The organism is Halorussus pelagicus (assembly GCF_004087835.1).
In the GTDB taxonomy this organism is placed as follows: domain Archaea; phylum Halobacteriota; class Halobacteria; order Halobacteriales; family Haladaptataceae; genus Halorussus; species Halorussus pelagicus.
This window is the reverse complement of the sequence record NZ_CP035119.1, coordinates 1468531-1487056: the sequence shown is the minus strand read 5'-3', so window position 1 is coordinate 1487056 and position 18526 is coordinate 1468531. Positions and strand designations below refer to the sequence as shown.

Annotated in this window: 19 protein-coding genes; 10 read left to right on the top strand and 9 right to left on the bottom strand. The window is 63.8% G+C overall.

Annotated features, from left to right (window positions below; genetic code table 11):
• Nucleotides 1-103: 103 nt before the first annotated feature.
• Genes EP007_RS07500 through EP007_RS07490 form a run of 3 tightly spaced genes read left to right on the top strand, consistent with a single transcriptional unit; the run spans nt 104 to nt 2832 of the window.
• Nucleotides 104-1336, top strand: a complete 1233-nt coding sequence (locus tag EP007_RS07500; protein WP_128477064.1) for an MFS transporter — start codon at nt 104-106, stop codon at nt 1334-1336.
• Nucleotides 1337-1393: 57 nt separating this feature from the next.
• Complete coding sequence (locus EP007_RS07495) at nt 1394-2185, top strand: aldo/keto reductase (protein WP_128477063.1); 792 nt, start codon at nt 1394-1396, stop codon at nt 2183-2185.
• Nucleotides 2186-2241: 56 nt separating this feature from the next.
• Complete coding sequence (locus EP007_RS07490) at nt 2242-2832, top strand: DUF7474 family protein (RefSeq protein ID WP_128477062.1); 591 nt, start codon at nt 2242-2244, stop codon at nt 2830-2832.
• A gap of 128 nt (nt 2833-2960) precedes the next feature.
• Here the strand turns inward: EP007_RS07490 and EP007_RS07485 are convergent, their stop codons facing one another.
• Nucleotides 2961-3704: a DNA polymerase sliding clamp gene (locus tag EP007_RS07485; protein ID WP_128477061.1), complete on the bottom strand. Its 744-nt coding sequence runs from the start codon at nt 3702-3704 to the stop codon at nt 2961-2963.
• Nucleotides 3705-3862: 158 nt separating this feature from the next.
• On the opposite strand from EP007_RS07485, the gene EP007_RS17370 reads away from it, so the two are divergent.
• Nucleotides 3863-4009 (top strand): hypothetical protein, encoded by a 147-nt coding sequence (locus EP007_RS17370; RefSeq protein ID WP_166035476.1) that lies wholly within the window; start codon nt 3863-3865, stop codon nt 4007-4009.
• Here the strand turns inward: EP007_RS17370 and EP007_RS07480 are convergent.
• Nucleotides 4006-4410 carry a hypothetical protein gene (locus EP007_RS07480; RefSeq protein ID WP_128477060.1) on the bottom strand — a complete coding sequence of 135 codons (405 nt, stop codon included), beginning with the start codon at nt 4408-4410 and terminating at the stop codon, nt 4006-4008. The genes EP007_RS17370 and EP007_RS07480 overlap by 4 nt on opposite strands.
• Before the next feature lie 334 nt (nt 4411-4744).
• On the opposite strand from EP007_RS07480, the gene EP007_RS07475 reads away from it, so the two are divergent.
• Entirely contained in the window at nt 4745-5503 is a 759-nt protein-coding gene (locus EP007_RS07475; protein WP_128477059.1) for a 23S rRNA (uridine(2552)-2'-O)-methyltransferase, read from the top strand.
• Between the two features lie 258 nt (nt 5504-5761).
• Here EP007_RS07475 and EP007_RS07470 read toward each other — a convergent pair whose 3' ends face one another.
• The 4 genes from EP007_RS07470 to tatC (EP007_RS07455) all read right to left on the bottom strand — a co-directional run bounded on the left by EP007_RS07470 (nt 5762) and on the right by tatC (EP007_RS07455) (nt 9957).
• Complete coding sequence (locus EP007_RS07470) at nt 5762-6523, bottom strand: DUF7537 family lipoprotein (RefSeq protein ID WP_128477058.1); 762 nt, start codon at nt 6521-6523, stop codon at nt 5762-5764.
• A 90-nt stretch (nt 6524-6613) separates the two neighbouring features.
• Complete coding sequence (locus tag EP007_RS07465) at nt 6614-7342, bottom strand: queuosine precursor transporter (protein ID WP_128477057.1); 729 nt, start codon at nt 7340-7342, stop codon at nt 6614-6616.
• Between the two features lie 14 nt (nt 7343-7356).
• Nucleotides 7357-7530 (bottom strand): ribbon-helix-helix domain-containing protein, encoded by a 174-nt coding sequence (locus tag EP007_RS07460; protein WP_128477056.1) that lies wholly within the window; start codon nt 7528-7530, stop codon nt 7357-7359.
• Between the two features lie 165 nt (nt 7531-7695).
• Nucleotides 7696-9957 (bottom strand): twin-arginine translocase subunit TatC, encoded by a 2262-nt coding sequence (gene tatC / locus EP007_RS07455; protein ID WP_128477055.1) that lies wholly within the window; start codon nt 9955-9957, stop codon nt 7696-7698.
• A 93-nt stretch (nt 9958-10050) separates the two neighbouring features.
• Between tatC (EP007_RS07455) and tatC (EP007_RS07450) the strand changes: the two genes are divergently transcribed.
• Nucleotides 10051-10887, top strand: a complete 837-nt coding sequence (gene tatC, locus EP007_RS07450; protein WP_128477054.1) for a twin-arginine translocase subunit TatC — start codon at nt 10051-10053, stop codon at nt 10885-10887.
• Nucleotides 10888-11115: 228 nt separating this feature from the next.
• On the opposite strand, the gene larE is transcribed toward tatC (EP007_RS07450), so the two are convergent.
• Both larE and EP007_RS07440 read right to left on the bottom strand, forming a co-directional pair.
• On the bottom strand, nt 11116-12021 hold the full coding sequence (gene larE, locus EP007_RS07445) for an ATP-dependent sacrificial sulfur transferase LarE (protein ID WP_128477053.1): 906 nt from the start codon (nt 12019-12021) through the stop codon (nt 11116-11118).
• A gap of 64 nt (nt 12022-12085) precedes the next feature.
• Nucleotides 12086-12433, bottom strand: coding sequence for a winged helix-turn-helix domain-containing protein (locus EP007_RS07440; RefSeq protein ID WP_128477052.1), 348 nt, complete (start codon nt 12431-12433; stop codon nt 12086-12088).
• A 128-nt stretch (nt 12434-12561) separates the two neighbouring features.
• On the opposite strand from EP007_RS07440, the gene EP007_RS07435 reads away from it, so the two are divergent.
• The 4 genes from EP007_RS07435 (at nt 12562) to EP007_RS07420 (ending at nt 17132) form a co-directional block, all read left to right on the top strand.
• Nucleotides 12562-12843, top strand: coding sequence for a hypothetical protein (locus EP007_RS07435; protein WP_128477051.1), 282 nt, complete (start codon nt 12562-12564; stop codon nt 12841-12843).
• A gap of 88 nt (nt 12844-12931) precedes the next feature.
• Nucleotides 12932-14950 (top strand): helix-hairpin-helix domain-containing protein, encoded by a 2019-nt coding sequence (locus tag EP007_RS07430; RefSeq protein ID WP_128477050.1) that lies wholly within the window; start codon nt 12932-12934, stop codon nt 14948-14950.
• A 165-nt stretch (nt 14951-15115) separates the two neighbouring features.
• On the top strand, nt 15116-16249 hold the full coding sequence (locus EP007_RS07425; protein ID WP_128477049.1) for an ORC1-type DNA replication protein: 1134 nt from the start codon (nt 15116-15118) through the stop codon (nt 16247-16249).
• Nucleotides 16250-16484: 235 nt separating this feature from the next.
• Nucleotides 16485-17132 (top strand): hypothetical protein, encoded by a 648-nt coding sequence (locus tag EP007_RS07420; protein ID WP_128477048.1) that lies wholly within the window; start codon nt 16485-16487, stop codon nt 17130-17132.
• A gap of 40 nt (nt 17133-17172) precedes the next feature.
• Here EP007_RS07420 and EP007_RS07415 read toward each other — a convergent pair whose 3' ends face one another.
• On the bottom strand, nt 17173-18438 hold the full coding sequence (locus EP007_RS07415; protein WP_128477047.1) for a hypothetical protein: 1266 nt from the start codon (nt 18436-18438) through the stop codon (nt 17173-17175).
• Between the last annotated feature and the right edge of the window lie 88 nt (nt 18439-18526).

The following is an 18526-nucleotide window of genomic DNA, read 5'->3' as shown; positions in this document are numbered from 1 at the left end:
CGAGGGTTCGCGCTCGTGCCGTTTCGCTCTTTTGTCCCTTCTCCTACATTAACTCTCTTCAGCGAGCGTTTTTATCGAATCGGGAACGACGTTCGACCGTTCCGTGACCGACCGCGCTCGCTGGCCCTCGTCGCTCGCGTCCGACCGACTCCCGTCCTCGCCAGTTCTGAAGTATTACTGCTATCAGGCGACGGTCTCGTTCGGGTTCTTCTCGCCAATCTTCACCCTGTTCCTGCTTGACCGGGGTCTCGACTACACCGCTATCGCGTCGCTGAGCGTGCTGTACGCCGTGCTGACCGTTGTCGGGGAGATACCGACGGGCTACGTCGGCGACCGACTCGGCAGGCGGGCCAGTCTCCTGCTGAGTTCGGCGTTCATGACCCTCTCGATTCTCGGGTTCGCGGTCGTCCGGTCGTACGCCGGTCTCGCGGCCCTCTACGTCCTCTGGACGCTCTCGACTGTCTTTCGGTCGGGGACCGACGACGCGTGGCTCTACGACGCGCTGGACGCCGAGCGCGACGCCGACCGCTTCGCCCACGTCCGCGGCCGGGGGCAGTCGGTCCGGCAGGCCGTCACCGTCGTCACCATGCTCGCGGGCGGCGTCCTCTACAGCGTTCGCCCGACGCTCCCCTTCGTCGCCTCGGGGATTCTTAACGGCGCAGGCGTGGTGGTACTGCTCACACTCCCGAAGAACCGCCAGTTTGCCAGCGAGCGACGAGGCGACCGCGAGACGTTCGCCGTTCTCGACGCGCTCCCGGTCCTCCGCGAGCAGTTGACGCGCCCGTCGCTCCGGTGGTTCGTCGCGTACGCCGCGCTCTTCTTCGGCGTCGTCGCGGCGGCCGACACCTACGTCCAGCCGATTAGCACCGACACGCTCGGCGTTCCAGTCGCCTCGATGGGACTGCTGTACGCGGCTTTCGCGGGCGTCTCGGCGGTGACGAGCTACTACGCCGGGGCGGTGCAGGACCGCCTCGGCGTGGACGGGGCGGTTCTCGCGGTGCCGCTGGTCCTCGGCGTCGCGCTAGTCGCGCCCCTGTTGTGGCCGCTGCTCGCGCTCCCGACGTTCTTCATCCTGAAAGGGTCGCGCTCGCTCCTCCACCCCATCGTCACCCACCACGTCAACGACGAGGTGGAGTCCGTCGGGCGCGCGACGGTCCTGAGCGCGGCGTCGATGGCCTACGCGCTGGTCAAACTCCCGCTGTATCTCCTCGGCGGTGCGGTCGCCGACACCGCCTCCGCGCTGGTCGCGGTCGGCGTCCTCGGCGGCGTCTTCCTCGCCGGAATCGCAGTCGTCCGGGCGCTCGCCTCGCCAGTCGAGAGAGCGCGCGACGGGTGAATCGAGGCGGTTGCCGACGCGCGTACATTTTTCCGCGCGGCCGGAGACGGGACGACCATGACGACCATTCCGAGTCCGGGTCTTGGCACCTCCGGCAACGACAACGCCGAGCAGTGCGCCGAGACGGTTCGGACGGCGCTCGAAATCGGCTACCGACACCTCGACACCGCCCAGATGTACGACAACGAGGCCGCGGTCGGCGACGGCGTCGCCGCCAGCGAGGTCCCCCGCGAGGACGTGTTCCTCGTCACGAAGGTCCTCCCCTCGAACCTCGCGCCCGAGGACGTGCGCGAGACGACCGAAGCGAGTCTCGACCGCCTCGGCGTGGACACCGTGGACCTGCTGTACGTCCACTGGCCGATGAAGGCCTACGACGCCGAAGCGACCCTACCAGTGTTCGACGAGTTGTACGACGAGGGGAGAGCCGAGAACGTCGCGGTCAGCAACTTCACGACCGACCTGCTGGCGGAAGCCCGAGAGATTCTGGACGCCCCCGTCGTCGCCAATCAGGTCGAGATGCACCCGCTACTTCCCCAAGACGACCTGCTTTCGTTTTGCCGGGAGCGCGACATCACCGTCGTCGCGTACTCGCCGCTGATGCAGGGCGAGGCGGGCGACATGGACGCGCTGGCCGACATCGCCGATGACCGCGACACCACGCCGGAAGCTGTCAGTCTTGCGTGGCTCCGCCAGCGCGACGGCGTGGTCCCGATTCCGAAAGCCACCGGCGAGGACCACCTCCGGGCCAACTTCGAGACTCCGACTCTCTCCGCGGAGGAAGTGGCACGAATCGACGCCATCGAGGAGCGCGAGCGACTGATAGACCCCGACGACGCGGCGTGGAACTGACTCCTGCTCCCGACGAATCAGACGCGTTTTGTACTCGGAACGATTCACTCCGAGTCGTGCCGCGGTTCGACTACCCCTGCCCCGACTGCCGGACGACGAGCAACCTCCACGGTCCCGACTGCGAGTTCGAGGGCGCGTCGTGGTCCGACATCGAGAAGGCCTACACCGACCTCGTGGCGGTCCTCTCAGCCAACGCACTCCCCGAGGAGACGCTTCACGAGGCGATTCACGGCCGGTGGAGCAACCTCCACAAGGCCGCGCTGGACCGACTGGTCCACGAACAGCGCGTCATGGAGACCGAGGACGGCCACCTCGAACTGCTGACCGCCGCCGAGTACAAGGAACACGTCACCGACCCGAACGTCGAACCCATCAAGACCGTCGCCCGGAAGGGGTCGGTACCGGGTGCCCACGACAACGCCGTCTTCGCCATGATAGCGTGGTACGAGATGGTCGGTCTCTCGTGGAACGAGACCCGCGAGCGCGTCGTCGATTGGCTCCGCGAGACGGGGACGTGGACCCGCGGCGGGTTCGAAGAGGCCTCGCCCCAAGAACTCGTGAACAAGAAGCGCCACGTCTACGAGTCGAGCTACGGCTGGAAGGAGAAGGCCGAGGCCGCGAAGGCAGTCATCGACCGGAGTCTGTAGCGCTCCGACTCGTTGCGAATCGGGTCGTCGTCATCAATATTTTCGATTACTTCCAATTTCGTCGCCGTCGCTTCTCACCGTCAGTTTCGAGAGTCGAAAGAGAAAACGAAGTCAGCGGAACGGCGGCGTTAGTCGCTCTGAATCCGCGGCGCGAGCATGAAGGTGACGTTGCCCTGTCCCTCCGCGATGTCGAAGTGAAGCTTGACGGGGAACTCCTCGCCGAGTTCGACCGTGACCTCGGCGTCGCTCGGGATGGCCTTGTTCATGTCCTTGAGATAGTCGAGGCTGAACAGCGAGCGGGCGTCCCCGGCCTGCAGGTCCACGAGGTCGTCGCGGTCGAGTTCGAGGCGCACGTCGTCGGTGTCGCCCTCGGCCTCCACGACGAACGTCTCCTCGTCGGGGTCAACCGCCAGCGAGATGTGGTCGCTGACCATGTCGGCGGCCGTAACCGAGCGGTCGATGTCCTTGCCCTCGACGACGATTTCCGCCGAGAGGTCGAGGTCCGGAATATCGGGTTCCTGCCGGATGGAGTCGGGGTCGATGAGCGCGAGCGTGTACTCCAGCCCGTCGATCTGGATGTGAAGCTTGCGGGTCTCTTCGTCGAGTTCGAGGTGAACCGGCTGGTCGCCGCTGGCCATGCCAGCGATGTCTTCGAGTCGGTCGAGATTCACGCCGATGATACCGCCGTCGGCCTCGTAGGATTCGAAAGCCGCCGCGTCGAGTTCGAGGTCCACCATCCCCACGTTGGCGGGGTCTACTGCACGAATAGCGAGACCGTCCTCTTCGAGGTGGATTTTGCACTCGTCCACCAGCACGCCCACGGAATCGATAGTATTCTTGAGCGTGTCGGCGCTCACGATAGCCTTAAACATCTTGGCAAAAGGTACGAACCCCCGGCATAAAAAGTCACCCGTTCGGGCGCGTGCGCGTGAGAGCGTGACGAAACGGCGACCGAAAATCCGTCCGACGGCTCTCGACTGCTCGCTGGCCGGTAGCTTTTTCAGTCGGGTGAACGTACGAATAGTCGAAAATGACTTCCACGGAGCAGAACGTCGAGTCGAACGCCGATTTGCCGGAAGTGCTCAATCCGGACGAACACGGGACTCTCAAGCTCGCGCTTTATGACGAGCGAGTGAGTGACTGTGACGGTATCGAGATGCCTGACCCGTCGAGTTAGAGATAAAGTTCGACGTTAGCCGTTCTCTTCCGCAGTTCGTTTTCCCCGTACTTCTCCTCTAATCGTTCGATTAACTCGGTAACTATCGTGTCACACTTAGACTCGCTGTTTTCGATTACCGGTCGAAGGGCGAGTACGTCCCGCTTCGACCCGTGGAAAAACGTCTGGAAACCCGGCTGGTTACCGCCCCAATTGCCGTGTTTTCGCAAACTTTCGAGATACATGCAGACAGCGGGTTTCGTGGATAGTTCTGTTTCGACGATGTTCACGCCCACGAGTCCTCGATGATGGATACAGTGCCGAATCCCGATTAGTTTCGGCACCTCGTGACGAACGGGGTCGCAGTTTCGCAGCCTAATACCGAACTCGTCGGTCGTTCGCTGGACGAGTTCGTCCAGCATGTGCAGGAGACTCGCGTACCGATACGTCGCCCACTCGCACTCGTTCAAATCGCGGCGGAGTTCGTGTTGGCCCGAGTACGTCTGTCGATAGGCGCGAATAGACGTCTCGAAGTCGGTTATCGCGTCGCGGCGTGCCTCGTGGAGTTTCGACTGGATGCTCTCGAACTCGACCAGTCGTCGTGCGGCGAGGGCGACACCATTTCTGGGCACTTTGAAGTAAAATAGTCTATTTCGACTCATAAGTTCGTCGCTTCGGCCGTGGAACCGAGCCGCCGAGCGAATCCCGACAAACGAAGCGCATAACCCCCTCGCCCGACTATCTACCGGTAATCGAATGAGCCACAAAGACCACTACTACAACAAGTCCAAGCAGGAGGGCTACCGCTCCCGAGCGGCCTACAAACTGAAACAACTCGACCGCGAGGAGAACCTGCTCCACGAGGGCAAGACCGTCGTGGACCTCGGGGCCGCGCCCGGCGGATGGCTACAGGTCGCTGCCGAGGAGGTCGGCGAGACGGGCACCGTAATCGGCGTGGACCTCCAGCGAGTCAAGGACGTAGACGGCGTCGAGACCGTTCGCGGGGACATGACCGAGGAGTCCACGAAGGAGGAAGTCCGGGACATCGCGGGCGACGACGTGGACGTGGTCGTCTCCGACATGGCACCGAACATGACCGGCGAGTACAGCGTAGACCACGCCCGGTCAGTCCACCTCGCTCGCCAAGCGTTCGAGACCGCGCTCGACGTGTTGGACACCGGCGGCGACTTCGCGGTGAAGGTCTTCGAGGGCCAAGACTTGGACGACTTGCGCGACGAGATGGACGAGGAGTTCCAGTATGTCCGCGTCCTCCGGCCCGACGCCTCCCGAGACTCCTCCTCGGAGGTCTACCTCGTTGCGAAAGGTCGGATGACCGCACCCGTCGAGGAGGGCGACGTGATGGAGGTCGAAATCGTCGATGAAGGGTCGGAGGGCGACGGCGTGGCCAAAGTCGAGGAGTACACGCTGTTCGTCTCCGGCACCAGCGAGGGTGAGACTGTCGAAATCGAGGTCACGGAGGTCAAACCCCGGTTCGGGTTCGCCGAACCGGTCTGACCCTTCGGGAGCCTTTTCAACGCGAAATCCAGCAGTACGGTCAGATTCGCGCGCCGACGCCCGCCAACCGGACGAGTCCGCGGAGGAAGACGACGACGCCGACCAGAAACGCGGTCAGGGCCGCGACCATCGGAACCGATTCGAGCGACGGGCCGTGAAAAACGGTTCGTCTAAGATACTTGAATAGAGCAAAAGCGTTTCTTTTTGAGGCGATTAGGCGTCGAACTCCGAGTCGTTCGAGAGAATTCTCTCGAACGATTAGGCGGCCGACGAGTTGCGGGCCTCGTTGAGCCACGAGGGTTCCGTGACGGTCGTCTCGCCCACGTCCGAGACGTTCATCGAGAACCGAGTCTGGGCCTGCTGGCCCTGACGTGTGGCCGAGATATCGACCGAGACCGAGTGGACGACGCCCTGCTGGTCAACCAGCATGGTCGCGTTGTAGTCGGTGATGTTGACCTGCTGGCTCTCGGTGGCGTTACTGCCGTCGGCTTCGAGCACGATGAGCGTCGTCCCGTCAACCGTACGAACGCCGCTCGGCGTGAAGTTGCCCGAACCGGCGAACTGGGCGATATACGTCCGACCGGTGTACGACTCCGGAATGAGCTGCATCGAGTCGGGCGTGCGCTCGGCGACCTGATACCGCGGTTCGGCGTCGCCAGTGCTGATTCGGGTGAAACGCTGGTCCGCGGTCACGTACACCGACACCTGCTGGCCCATCGCAGAACCGTTGGCGCGAATCCGGTCGCGGTCGGCACTGACTGCGGCGTCAAGGCTGACCGTCTGGTTCCCCGCCGGGCTGTTGACGGTGGAGTCAACTGCGAGCGAGAGACTCTCGTTTTGAAGCTGGCTCTCGTGGGCGTCCGCGAGCGCCGTCACGTTCGTCCCATCGTCCGACACGCCCGCAGGGTAAGTCACGTCGCCGAGTGTCTGTGCGCCGTCGCCGCCCGAGAGCGCGCCGGAGCATCCGGCGAGGGCGACGAGGCAACCGATAACGAGTAACTGGAGGGCTTTGCGTCGCATGTGACTCGTCGGTGTCGGGGCGGCACGAAAGAAGTGTCGGTGTCGGCCGAAAACTCGGTGTCTGCGTCGGTTTGCCGACACGAAACCCGCTCAGTCGGCGGTCCGCGCCGCAGGCGCGGCCGACCCGCGCGAGCGGAGGTAGCCGACCACGGCGTAGACGAACGGCGTGTCCGCGACCGCGATGAGCAGTTTCAGGACGTACTGGCCGACCACGAGACCGAGCAGGGCGTTCAGGGTCATCGCGTCGCCTCCGCGGAGCGCGGGCATCGCGGCGAACCCGACGAACACGAAGATGAGCGTGTCGAGGAGCTGACTGCTCGCGGTTGAGGCGACGTTCCGGACCCAGAGGGCGTCGCCGTCGGTCGCCTCCCGAATCGCGTGGAAGACGCGCACGTCCCAGTGCTGGCTCACGACGTACGCCAGCAGGCTTGCGACGACAATGTTGAGGCTCGCGCCGAGGACCTGCTCGAACGTCGCGGGGTCAACGGAACTGAACGGCGCGGCGGGCGCGGCGATGGTCGAGTACACCAGCGCCAACAGGACGAAGTTCATGGCGAAGCCGACGTTGACCATCTTGTGGGCCTCCTCGGGACCGTAGAGTTCAGAGTAGCAGTCCGACGCGAAGAACGTCACCGCGTAGGCCAGCGCCGCGCCGGGCATCGCAAGGAGGCTTCCGGTGAACGGGAGTTCGAAGGGGATGGAGAATCCCAGTAGCTTCGAGGCGGTCATCTGGGCAGTCACCAGCGCGGTGACGAACAGCGCCACGAGCGCGATGCGACCGGTCGGGAGCGGCGTCGTGTCTCGGTAAGAATCAGTCATCTTCGAGTCCTCGCTCAGTCGTCTTCGAGTCGGCCGTGGCGCTCGTCTATCTCGTCCAGTACGTCCAGCATCTTCCGGACCGACGCGCGAATGGCCTCACTCCGGTTGACGAACTTCCCGTCGTCTCCGACGTGGCCGTCGAGGTCTTCGAGGAGTTCGTCGGGCACTTCGACGCTTATCTTGCTCATACAGGAGTATTATCGCTCCGAGGTTTAAACCGTTCGAGATTTCGAGGTGATCACCGACGACGTAAATAACCCCGACGCTATCTCGGAGCGAGGACGAGCGTGAACGAACAGCGACCAACGACGACCGCGAACGAGAAAAACGCCAAAAGAACGCGAACGAGCGTGCTACCGCCGTCCGCCGACCGTCACGACCCAGAGACCGCCGAGTCCGATGAGGTACGCCACCGACAGCGGGACCGCAATGAGGAACATCGTGTAGAGGCTGTCGGGCGTTGCCAGTCCCGCGACGGCGAAGATGGCGATGGTGACCTCACGCCAGCGCTCTTTCATCGCGTCGAACGAGACGATGCCGCCGCGCTCAAACAGCCACATCGTCAGAGGTACGTCAGCCAGCAGGCCGATTCCCGCGGTGGTGAAGAACACGAGCCAGAAGAAGTTGTTGACCCGGTAGGAGATTATCATATCGGCGCGAATCGCGTCGGCGACCAGCCACGAGATGATGCTCGGCGCGATGATGGCGTAGCCGAGCGCGCTCCCGGCGATGAGACCGACCGCGATGGTCACCGACCAGAGACCGAACACGTTCCGGTTTCCGGCGGCGAGACCACGCTCTTTCATCGCGGGCCACGCGTAGTAGAGGACCAGCGGCAGGACCGCCACGGCCCCGAGTAGTGTGGCTATCTTGACCTCGAACACCAGCGCCTCGACGGGGTGGAGCGTCACGATGTTCAGCACGTTCTCGCCCGACCCCATCTCGGGGCGGACCTCGGCGGGAAGCCGCGAGAGGAAGTCCCTACGGATGACGCCGATACCGCCCCGATAGAGGAACGTGAACACGCCCGCGAGGACCAGCATGAACACTGCCACGATGCGGAACATCTTGGAGGTAAGACTCTCGAAGATGAACCGGAGGTCGTAGAACCACCCGCCGATGTCGTCCTCGGTTGTCTCCTCCTCGGTGAAGGCGTCGGCCATGCCCGCCGCCGTGCTTTCGAGGACGTTGCCCGAGTCCTCGGTCTCGGGCGGTGCGGTCGCCTCGGCCGTCTCTCCCTCGGCGTACGCGTCGGTCGCTTCCGCACCGGCGGCGGCCTCCGCGGCCGCTTCGCCTTCGGTCGCTTCGCCTTCGGCCTCGTCGTCGGGGTTGAGTTCGTCGTAGCGGTCGAGGATGGCTTGGGCCTTCTCGGCGTTATCGGCGTCCATCGCCTCGCTGGCGTAGCCGACCGCGTCTTCCTCGCTCATGTCGCCGAAGACCTCCGGCGGGGCCGCCCGGACCGCGCCCGCGTCGAGATTTTCGAGGTCGATGTTTGCTGGCGACCCAGCGGCGGGCGGGGAAGCGCCAGCGGCGGTCGCTGCCTCGCCGAGGGCGTTGGTCAGATAGTAGAGGAACGCGACGACGAACGCGACCAGCGCGATGGACCCAGACGCGACGAGAATTGACTCCGAACGGGGAAGTCCCACGACCGACTCGACGGCCGGAAGCGCGTACTTCGCGGGGAGTTCGGCGTTCAGCGTCTCGACGCCAGCGCGCGTGAAGAAGAACCGGACGAGCAGGAACACGAGCGCCGGAGCGCCGAGCATCCGAATCGCGTTATCACGAACGACATCGACGAAGCTGAGGCGCTCGCTCCCGCGCTTGAGCGTCACGACGACCTTCGTGAGATAGAGGCTAAACGCGTACAGCAGGATGAGCGGCGTCGCCCACATGATCTGGGTGAACGGGTCCGGCGGCGACGCCACGGCACCGAAGAGGAAGATGCCCATAATGGCGTAGCGCCACTTGTCGCGGAACGTCTCGTACTGGACGATGCCGGTGTAGGCCAGTCCGCTCATCGCCAGCGGAAGCTCCGCGGCGAGACCGAACGACAGCGAGAGGAACGCGATGAACTCCGTCCACTTCACGATAGAGTAGCGCGTCTCGAAGCCCGCGTTGATGGCGTTGTCCGCGAGGAACTGGAACATCAGGGGGAAGAAGACGCCGTAACCGTAGGTCATCCCGCCGAGGAACAGCGCCAGCGCGAGAAAGACCAGAATCGCTATTTTCCAGCGAGCGATAGGTACGCCCGGATACCACGAGCGTTGGCGAAGGGAGTCCCGAGAGTAGTACAGCAGGACGGGAAGCGCGATGATGCCACCCGCGATGGCACCGATTTTCGCCTGTAACAGGATAACGTCGAACGGCGTTACGGCGATGACCGTGACGGAGTCGGCTAGCGACGGCGGCATCTGAGCCTTGGTCACTTGTTTGAGGAAGGGCCACCCGACGGAACGAAGCGCGTAGAAAGACGCGACGAAGCCGACGAGGAAGACGATAAACACCTTCTGGAGATGCTCTTGCGCCGTCGAGAGCATCGCTCCGATGGTCTCTCGCCCGCTGTTGACGGCGTTGGCGGTGTCCTCGTCGACGATGCTACTTCCAGTCCCGGACATTCTTTGGAAAGGGTAGCCGTGTCGTAGTTATCAATCTTCTCGTACAGACGGTCACAGAAGACCTATAAGAACGGCAGAACGTAGAGCCACTGAATGGCTGACGAATCGGAGGCGACGGCCAGCAATCTCACGCCCGCGGAAGATACCGGGCCCGCGAGGCGAGAGCCGGAGACGGTGAACGACCCGGCCCCGCGGCCGGAAGAGCCGCTGGAAGACGAAGAGATGCCGCTGGCCGACCACATCGAGGAGATGGTCAAACGATTGGCAGTCATCATCGCCGTCGCGGGGATGGTCACTGCCGTCGCACTGCCGTTTTCAGAGCAAGTCATCAACTTCCTCTGGTACAACACCATCCCGTTCGACCAACTCGGCGAGCAGGCGCGTCCCCGACTCTACCACCCGCTCGCGCTGGTGCTGACCAATCTGAAAGTCGCCAGTCTCGCGGGCGTCATCATCGCGCTTCCGGTGTTCGTCTACGAGACGTACCTCTTCATGCGGCCCGGTCTATACCCCCACGAACGTCGCTACTACCTCGCGGCAGTCCCGACCAGTCTCGTGCTGGCGGTCATCGGCGTCAGTTTCGCCTTCTTCCTCATCCTCCCCGCGGTGTTCACCTACTTCATCCAGTACACCGAGGGCGCGGCGGAACTCGCGTTCGGCCTGACGAAGACGTTCAACCTCATCCTGATGCTGATGGGCTATCTGGCGGTCGTGTTCCAGATTCCGCTGTTCATCATGCTCGCCATCATGATGGGGCTGACGACCCGGCGATGGCTCGCCGACCGCCGCCTGCTGTTCTGGGGCGCGTTCCTCGGCATCTCGTTCCTGTTCACGCCGGACCCAACCGGGATGGCACCCATCCTCGTCACGCTGACGATGATTACGCTCTTCGAGGGGACGCTGTTCCTCCTCAAGTGGACCGGGAACTGACGGACAACGCTCCGTTCCGACGGCGGAAACGATTCGTTTCCCTCGGCGTATTCACCGTATAACTAAGTAGAACCGCTCCCAACGGTACGGTAGCGTTCGCGCCTGCCACATAGCTCGCGTGCCAGCAGCTACATACCGCAGTTCGCGTGCCAGCAAACTGCCACCCTTAGGTGCGAACGCCCATGCCGTTTTCTCGAACTCGACTGGCAAGTGACGACCGTCGAGTCGCTACTCCGCGGTCGGATACTCCGACGCGAACACGTCTTCGACCAGCGGTTCGTCGTCCGTCGCGGTCGTCTCGGCGGCGTCCTCTGCGCGCTCTTCGTCGTCCTCGGGGCTGACGCTCCCGGTCTGATAGCCGTGAAGGTCGAGAGTCACATGGTCGAAACCGAGGTCGGCCAGATGGTCGCGGGCGGCAGCCACGAAGTCCTCGTTCAGCGCGGTCTCCAGTTCGTCGCGGCCGACCTCGATGCGGGCGAGACCGTCGTGGTCCCGGACCCGGAACTGCGAAAAGCCCCACTGGCGGAGCAGAGTCTCGGCCTGCTCGACCCGCGAGAGTTTCGCCTCGGTGACTTCGAGACCGGTGGGAATCCGCGACGAGAGACACGCCATCGATGGCTTGTCGGCGACCGAGAGGTCGTAGGCGTCGGCCAGTTCCCGGACCTCCTCCTTGTCGATGTCGTGAGCCAACAGCGGCGAGTAGGCGTCCAACTCATCGACGGCCTGTAGACCGGGGCGGTGGCCGCCGTCGGCGTCGCTGGCGTTCGTCCCGTCGCAGACCACCGGGATGTCGAGTTCCTCGGCAGTCTCGAACATCTTGCCGAGGCGCATCGTCCGGCAGTGGTAACACCGGTCGCCGTCGTTGGCCACGAAGTCGGGGTCGTCCAACTCCGAGAACTCCGCGAGTTCGTGGCGGATGCCGATTTCGTCGGCGACGCGCTTGGCGTCGTCGAGTTCCGCCTCCGGCAGGGTCTCGCTCTTGGCGGTGCAGGCCACCGCGTCGTCGCCGAGCGCGTCGCGGGCCAGCGCCGCGACGACCGACGAGTCCACCCCACCGGAGAACGCGACTAGCACGCCCTCGCGCTCGGCGAGGTCCTCCCGGACCGCCTCCGCCTTCTCCTCGATAGTAGCCATATCCCGGAGGTTGGTGACTGCCAGCAAAAAGTGCGTTGAACGCGGCGACCGGTGTGAGCGGTATCTACTCCTCGGGGATGCAGTCCAGCAGGTCCCACTCCAACTGCGCGAGGTCCTCGGCGGCGGGGTTGTCGCGGTTGATCTGGTACATCTGGCTGTTGCCGACGGTTCGGGTCTCCTCGACCACGTCGTAGGCCACGAGGTCGTCGATGTGTTCGTAGAACGTGCTTCGGTCGATGCCCGCGTGTCGGGCGATGTCGGTGGGGTTGAGGTCGCGGTCGTTTTCACCCAACAGCGCGACGAGGATTTTCACTTTCGCGTGCGGGCCGAGAACGTCCGTGAGGACTGTGTTCTCGGCGTCGGCTTCCGTGGCGGACTGGGAAGAGGTCTCGTCTGCCTGTGGAGTACTCATGTTACGCTATGTCTGGAGCTACACACTTGAATATGCCGATTAAAAGTATCTCTATCGGAGATAGCTACCTTCGGAGGTGTTGAATAAATAGGACAGATATAAGTAATAGCTATTTCATTTTCTCACGTATGACGAGCGACGGGCAACTCCGGACCAAGATAGTGAAAAAGATGGTCCGAAAACGGGTCGTCGGCGGACACAAGAAACAGGTAGAGACGGTGAAAAACTGGTGTGCGACAAGCGACCAAGGCCGAGCGGAAGACCTCGTGCGCGAGATGATTCGGGACCCGGAAGCGCCGCTCGAAGGCTACGGCGGAAGTCGGGACAACGTTCGACTGACCGGCATCGACGACGCCAAGGCGTACATCGAGACCCACGGCGGCGACCTGCCGTGGGGACTCCGCGACTGACTTTCGCACAATCGCGGACGGCGTTCGGTCGGCGGCCGCGAACCGGCCCACGAACGTTTTTAACCGAGGCGTCAGTATTCTCGCCCGAATGGAGTTGGAGGCGATACCGGGCGTCGGGTCCAAGACCGCGGCGGCGCTCTCGGAGTTGGACGACCCCGAGCGCGCGCTGGCGGACGGCGACGTGGCCGAACTCGCCAGCGCGCCGGGCATCACCGAGGGCCGGGCCGCGGCCATCGCTCGCGGTGCCGTCCGGAAGCGCCACGACGACCCCGGTGACTTTCTGGCGACCGACCGCGCGAAGGAGATATACCGGGACGCGCTCGGCCTGCTCAAAGACCGGACCGTGACGAGCTACGGCGAGAAGCGCCTCGAAACGCTCTACCCGAGCGGCGTCGAGTCGCGCATCGAGGAGACCCGAGCGTTCGCCGCGTCGGCGTTGGAGCGAACGCCCGACCCGGAGGTGCTGGACGCGCTCGCGGACGTGGAACCGCTCTCCGCGCCGCGGGACGTGTCGGTCCGCGACCGCTGTCTGGCGACGACCGACGCCGAACGCTACACCGAGGCCAAGGAGGCGATTCCGGAGTTGAGCGTCGAAGTCGTGGAGGACGCCCGCGACCTCGCGGACCTCGCGCGGGGCTACTCGACGGTGGTCGCGCTCGACGAGGAGTTCGCGGGCGTGGCCGTCGAGGGCGATGTGCGCGTCGAACCCGACGCCTTGGAGCGCCCCGCAGAGGTCGTCCCCGAGCGCGTGCTGGCCTTCTACGCGGCAAACCGCGAGTGCTTGCAGGCCGCCGCGCGGGTCCACCGGGCCGCGGGCATCGACCCGCCGCTGGACGTGGATATCTTGGAAGAGACGCTGGCCCGCGTCGATTCGGAGGGGACCGTGGTCGGCGACGACGAATTAAACCGCCTCTCGCGGGCCGTCGATGACCTCGATGCCACGGTCTCGACCGCCGAGAGCGTCGCCAACGACGCGCTCCGGGAGACCATCGAGGAGCAGGACGTGACCGTCGAGGGGTCGGACCTGCTCTCGCTGGTCGAGCAGGGCGCGGGTGTCGATTCCCTGCTCTCGCGGGAGTTGAGCGACGAACACGCCGCAGCAGTCGAGCAGGCCCGCGAGGAGCTAATCGACTCGTTGGACTTGAACTCGGGCGAGGCCGAGGTCGCGCGCCGGGCGTTCCCCGAGGAACCGACCTTCCCGGTCGAACGCGACGAGGAGGTAGTCTCGCGCCTCCGCGACGACTTGCAGGCCGCGAAGGACCGCCGGGCCGCCGGGCGGAAGCGCGAACTCGCCGCGGACCTCGCGGACCGCCGCGAGGACGCCGAGCAGTTGGTCAGGACCGCGCTGGAGTTGGACGTGGAGTTGGCCGTCGCCCGATTCGCCGAGGACTTCGACTGCACGATGCCGGAGTTCGGCGACGGGGGGTTCACCATCGAGGGCGGGCGCTCGCCCCTGCTGGACGTGTCCTTCGAGGCGGTTGAGCCGGTGAACTACGACGTGTCGGGCGTCGCGCTCCTCTCGGGTGTCAACAGCGGTGGGAAGACCTCGACGCTCGATCTGGTCGCGCTCGTCGCAATTTTGGCCCACATGGGCCTGCCGGTGCCCGCCGAGCGCGTCCGCATCGAGCGATTCGGCGAACTCCATTACCATGCCAAGACGCAGGGCACCCTCGACGCCGGGGCCTTCGAGTCCACGCTCCGAGAGTTCGCGGGGCTAGCGACGGGCGGCGAGCAGTCGGGCAGGACCTTGCCGAACGGCGGGAGCGAGTCGGACGGCGCGGACCGACTGGTGCTGGTGGACGAACTGGAGAGCATCACCGAACCCGGCGCGAGCGCCAAGATTATCGCCGGAATCCTCGAAGAGTTGCGCGGCCGGGATGTGACTGGCGTGTTCGTCTCGCATCTCGCCGCCGAGATTCGGGAGATGGCCGACTACGACGTGCCCGTGGACGGCATCGAGGCGAAGGGGTTGGAGGACGGCGAGTTGGTGGTGAACCGCTCGCCGGTGAAGAATCATCTGGCGCGCTCGACGCCGGAACTCATCGTGGAGAAACTGGCGGGGGACTCCGACGGGGAGTTCTACGACAAGTTGCTGGAGAAGTTCTAATTTCCACTGGAAACGAAGGGCCAAAGAGAAAGCGAGAAAGCCGACGGTAACGCGCGACGAACGCCGTCTCTCCGGAAACGGGTAAATCGACGCCCTGAACCGCTCTCAGACGTATTATTCTCGTCTGCCGAAAGGTTAAGTAGCTGGGAAAGCGAGGTGAAAGTGATGGCTGACGACCCCGAGGAGGGGATGCTCTCGTGGGGCGAGTCCGTGTTCCGGGACGAACACGTCTTCGAGATCGACTACGTTCCCGAGACGTTCGCCCACCGCAAAAGCGAGATGCGGAACCTGAAATACGCGCTCCGCCCCGCCGCGCGTGGGTCCCGACCCCTCAACGTTATCGCCCGCGGCCCGCCCGGCACCGGCAAGACCACCGCGGTCCAGAAAGTGTTCGGCGAACTCGGGGTCCAGACCGACGTGCGGACCGTCCGCGTGAACTGTCAGGTCGATTCGACGCGCTACTCGGTGTTCTCGCGCGTCTTTGAGGGCATCTTCGAGTACGAGCCGCCGTCGTCGGGCATCTCGTTCAAGAAGCTCTTCCGCCAGATTACCGAGAAACTGGTCGAAGAAGACGAGGTGCTGGTGGTCGCGCTGGACGACGTGAACTACCTCTTCTACGAGGACGAGGCCTCCGACACCCTCTACTCGCTGTTGCGCGCTCACGAGGCCCACAGCGGCGCGAAAATCGGCGTCGTCGTGGTCTCCTCGGACCTGAACTTAGACGTTATCGAGGACTTGGACGGGCGCGTCCAGAGCGTCTTCCGGCCCGAGGAAGTGTACTTCCCGGTCTACGACAACGAGGAAATCGTGGATATCCTTCGGGAGCGCGTCGAGCGAGGGTTCCACGAGGGCGTCGTCTCCACCGAGGTGCTGGACGAAGTGGCCGAACTCACCGCCGAGAGCGGCGACCTCCGAGTCGGCATCGACCTGCTCCGGCGCGCGGGCCTGAACGCCGAGATGCGCGCGAGTCGGACCGTCAACCTCGAAGACGTGGAAGAAGCCTACGAGAAGTCGAAGTACGTCCACCTGAGCCACAGTCTACAGGCGCTTTCCGAAAGCGAGACGGAACTACTCGAAGTCGTCGCGGAACACGACGGCGAGCGCGCTGGCGACGTGTACGACGCCTTCCACGACCAGACCGGTCTCGGCTACACGCGCTACTCGGAGATAATCAACAAACTCGACCAACTCGACATCATCGACGCGACCTACACCAACGTCGAGGGCCGCGGACGCTCGCGGCAACTCTCCCTGCGTTACGAACCCGAAGCCGTGTTGAATCGACTGGAAGGGAGTTAGAGACCGGTTGCGGACCCGAACTTTTAGGTGATTCAGCCGATACGTTTTCACAGAGACCATGCCTGAAGTGAGATCCGCGGAAGAACTCGCCGAGGCGGCAGGCGTAGACGTTGAAGTTGTCGAGTCCGGGGACGAGGCGGCCGCGTACTTCGCCGAGATCACACCGGAAACGGAGTGACTATCTAGACTACATTCCAGAAAGTTTACGTTGAGGCTCTCGGTAGTCGTCTTCGTCGTGAACGCAGTGGAATCGCTACTTGGGGAGGAAACCGGCGGGCCGACCGAGAAGACGCCAGTAACGAAAGACGAGTCTGCCCGGTTCGAGATGTCCCGCACCATCGTTTTGGAGAACTTTGCGGACCTCAAAGCGTTCGTAGACGGCGAGATAGAGAACGATGCGTGGATAGTAATTCACGATTCTCAACAACCACAATCTATCGCACGAACGCTCTTTCAACACGTACACAACTACCTCGCCTCCCTGTATTCGTTCAACGAGCAGATTCGAGAGCTAGTAAACAACAAGACATCGGGAGCGGCAATCGAGAAGCGTGACTTCTCACCTCGAAAAGGAGAATCCCCGGCAACAGATTACGTCGAGAAACTCGCGTTTCTTCGCGGCCTTCGTCACAGCATGCAACACGGGGACTACCGGTCGCTCGACTTCCGACCAGTCGAGACAACGAATGGGTTCGAGTTCTGGGAAGTGACTTTCAATAGACAGAAGTTCGAGGGCGGGACAGTCAACTACCCGAAAAGCTTCGTTCAGTACAGAAACGCGAAGGAGATGGCGAAACCCCTCCAATACGTCGCCGACTTTCACCAAAATTACTTCGTCGGGTTCACACAGGATTGTATCGACTGGTTAAACGGAAATCCGTAGCGCAATCACGAAGAAAAGACGCGAATGGCCCGCGACCGACCTATCGCTCGATGACTTCGACCTGAACCCCGTCCGGCACGTCGGTTTCCATGAGTTCTCCGGAGAAGGCGAATCGGTCGTCGCCGGACCCGACGGTGCCGTTGACCCGAACTCGGCCGTCTACTTCCTCTACGAGGTCCACCGCCGCACCGCTGTCCTCGTCCGGTTCGAGTTTTTCGAGGTCGCCGGTCACCTCGATAACGTAGTTCATCCGCCCAGCGGTGCCGGTGGTGGAGACGATGACCTCGTAGGGCAGTTCTCCACCTTCCGCGTCGTCTTCCTCGTCGTCGTCCATGCTGGTCTGGTCGCGCAACATCTGGGACAGGTCGGCGAGCGTCCCGCTGGTCCGGAAGTCGGAGACGACCGCCTCGCCGTCCGCCGTGACCTCGGCCAAGGAGAGTTCGAAGCGGGCGCTCCCGAGCGCGTCGAGCGTGTTGGCGACCGTGACACCGGAGTCGGCGGCGGCCGACTTGACTGCCGAGAGCGTCAGAGACCCCTCAGAACCAAGCTGGCGAACCTGTGAGGCGAACTCGACGTGCGGGGCGGGGAGGGTCTCGGGCGGCAGGATGTCCAGCGTCATCTCGCTGAACTCGAACGACCGCCCCGAGACCTCGGCGGTCCCGCCGGGCGAGGCGATGGCGAACGTCGTGCCGTCGAGTTCCATCGTCACGCCGTCGGCGACGAGCGTGGCGTCGCCGCGCTCGATGCGGAGTTCGCTCCACTCCGCGGCACCGAGTGACGCGAGCGCCGACAGCGACGCGCCCCCGGAGAGGAAATCGCGGGTGCCGTCGGGGACGACGCTGCCGACCGTGCCGGTGGCAACGACCTCGTCGGCGAGAAGTCGGCCGTCGCTCTCGACCGAACTCAGAGACACCTGCAGGTGGCTGTCCGGGTCGAGGTCGGACTCCACGAGTGCGGAGAGCAACGGCGACAGCGACTGTCCCTCGTAGGTCTCGACCATCGCCGCTCGAACCGCGGCGTAGGTCTCGGGGGTGACATCGCTCACGTTGACGCGCTTGCGACCCACCGAAAGCGACGCGTTGTCGCTCTCGACGGACCAGTCGTCCAACTGCAACCGCATCGCGCCGTCTCGGTATCGGAACGTCGCGCGGCCAACCGACACAGTCGCCTCTCCGAGTTCCATCGACACGTCTTCGATCTCCAACGGGTCGGTCTCCTGTGCGGATGCGTCCGCCGCCGCGCTCGATACGCCGCCGAGCGAGAACGTTGCGGTTGCGAGCATCGCGCCGAACTGACGCCGTTTCATGCTTCTCACGCCGCAGTGCTACTCCGGACATTGGAATAAATCGGAGATACCGTTCGAACCGTTCACGGAGATAAGCCGGGTTTTCCGC

Coding starts and splice junctions, on each gene's coding strand:
- tatC (WP_128477054.1), top strand. CDS start 10,051: ATGGCTGACGAATCGGAGGCGACGGCCAGCAATCTCACGCCCGCGGAA.
- EP007_RS17370 (WP_166035476.1), top strand. CDS start 3,863: ATGACTTCCACGGAGCAGAACGTCGAGTCGAACGCCGATTTGCCGGAA.
- EP007_RS07430 (WP_128477050.1), top strand. CDS start 12,932: ATGGAGTTGGAGGCGATACCGGGCGTCGGGTCCAAGACCGCGGCGGCG.
- EP007_RS07470 (WP_128477058.1), bottom strand. CDS start 6,523: ATGCGACGCAAAGCCCTCCAGTTACTCGTTATCGGTTGCCTCGTCGCC.
- EP007_RS07425 (WP_128477049.1), top strand. CDS start 15,116: ATGGCTGACGACCCCGAGGAGGGGATGCTCTCGTGGGGCGAGTCCGTG.
- EP007_RS07475 (WP_128477059.1), top strand. CDS start 4,745: ATGAGCCACAAAGACCACTACTACAACAAGTCCAAGCAGGAGGGCTAC.
- EP007_RS07465 (WP_128477057.1), bottom strand. CDS start 7,342: ATGACTGATTCTTACCGAGACACGACGCCGCTCCCGACCGGTCGCATC.
- tatC (WP_128477055.1), bottom strand. CDS start 9,957: ATGTCCGGGACTGGAAGTAGCATCGTCGACGAGGACACCGCCAACGCC.
- EP007_RS07480 (WP_128477060.1), bottom strand. CDS start 4,410: ATGCTGGACGAACTCGTCCAGCGAACGACCGACGAGTTCGGTATTAGG.
- EP007_RS07435 (WP_128477051.1), top strand. CDS start 12,562: ATGACGAGCGACGGGCAACTCCGGACCAAGATAGTGAAAAAGATGGTC.
- EP007_RS07460 (WP_128477056.1), bottom strand. CDS start 7,530: ATGAGCAAGATAAGCGTCGAAGTGCCCGACGAACTCCTCGAAGACCTC.
- EP007_RS07485 (WP_128477061.1), bottom strand. CDS start 3,704: ATGTTTAAGGCTATCGTGAGCGCCGACACGCTCAAGAATACTATCGAT.
- larE (WP_128477053.1), bottom strand. CDS start 12,021: ATGGCTACTATCGAGGAGAAGGCGGAGGCGGTCCGGGAGGACCTCGCC.
- EP007_RS07415 (WP_128477047.1), bottom strand. CDS start 18,438: ATGAAACGGCGTCAGTTCGGCGCGATGCTCGCAACCGCAACGTTCTCG.
- EP007_RS07495 (WP_128477063.1), top strand. CDS start 1,394: ATGACGACCATTCCGAGTCCGGGTCTTGGCACCTCCGGCAACGACAAC.
- EP007_RS07440 (WP_128477052.1), bottom strand. CDS start 12,433: ATGAGTACTCCACAGGCAGACGAGACCTCTTCCCAGTCCGCCACGGAA.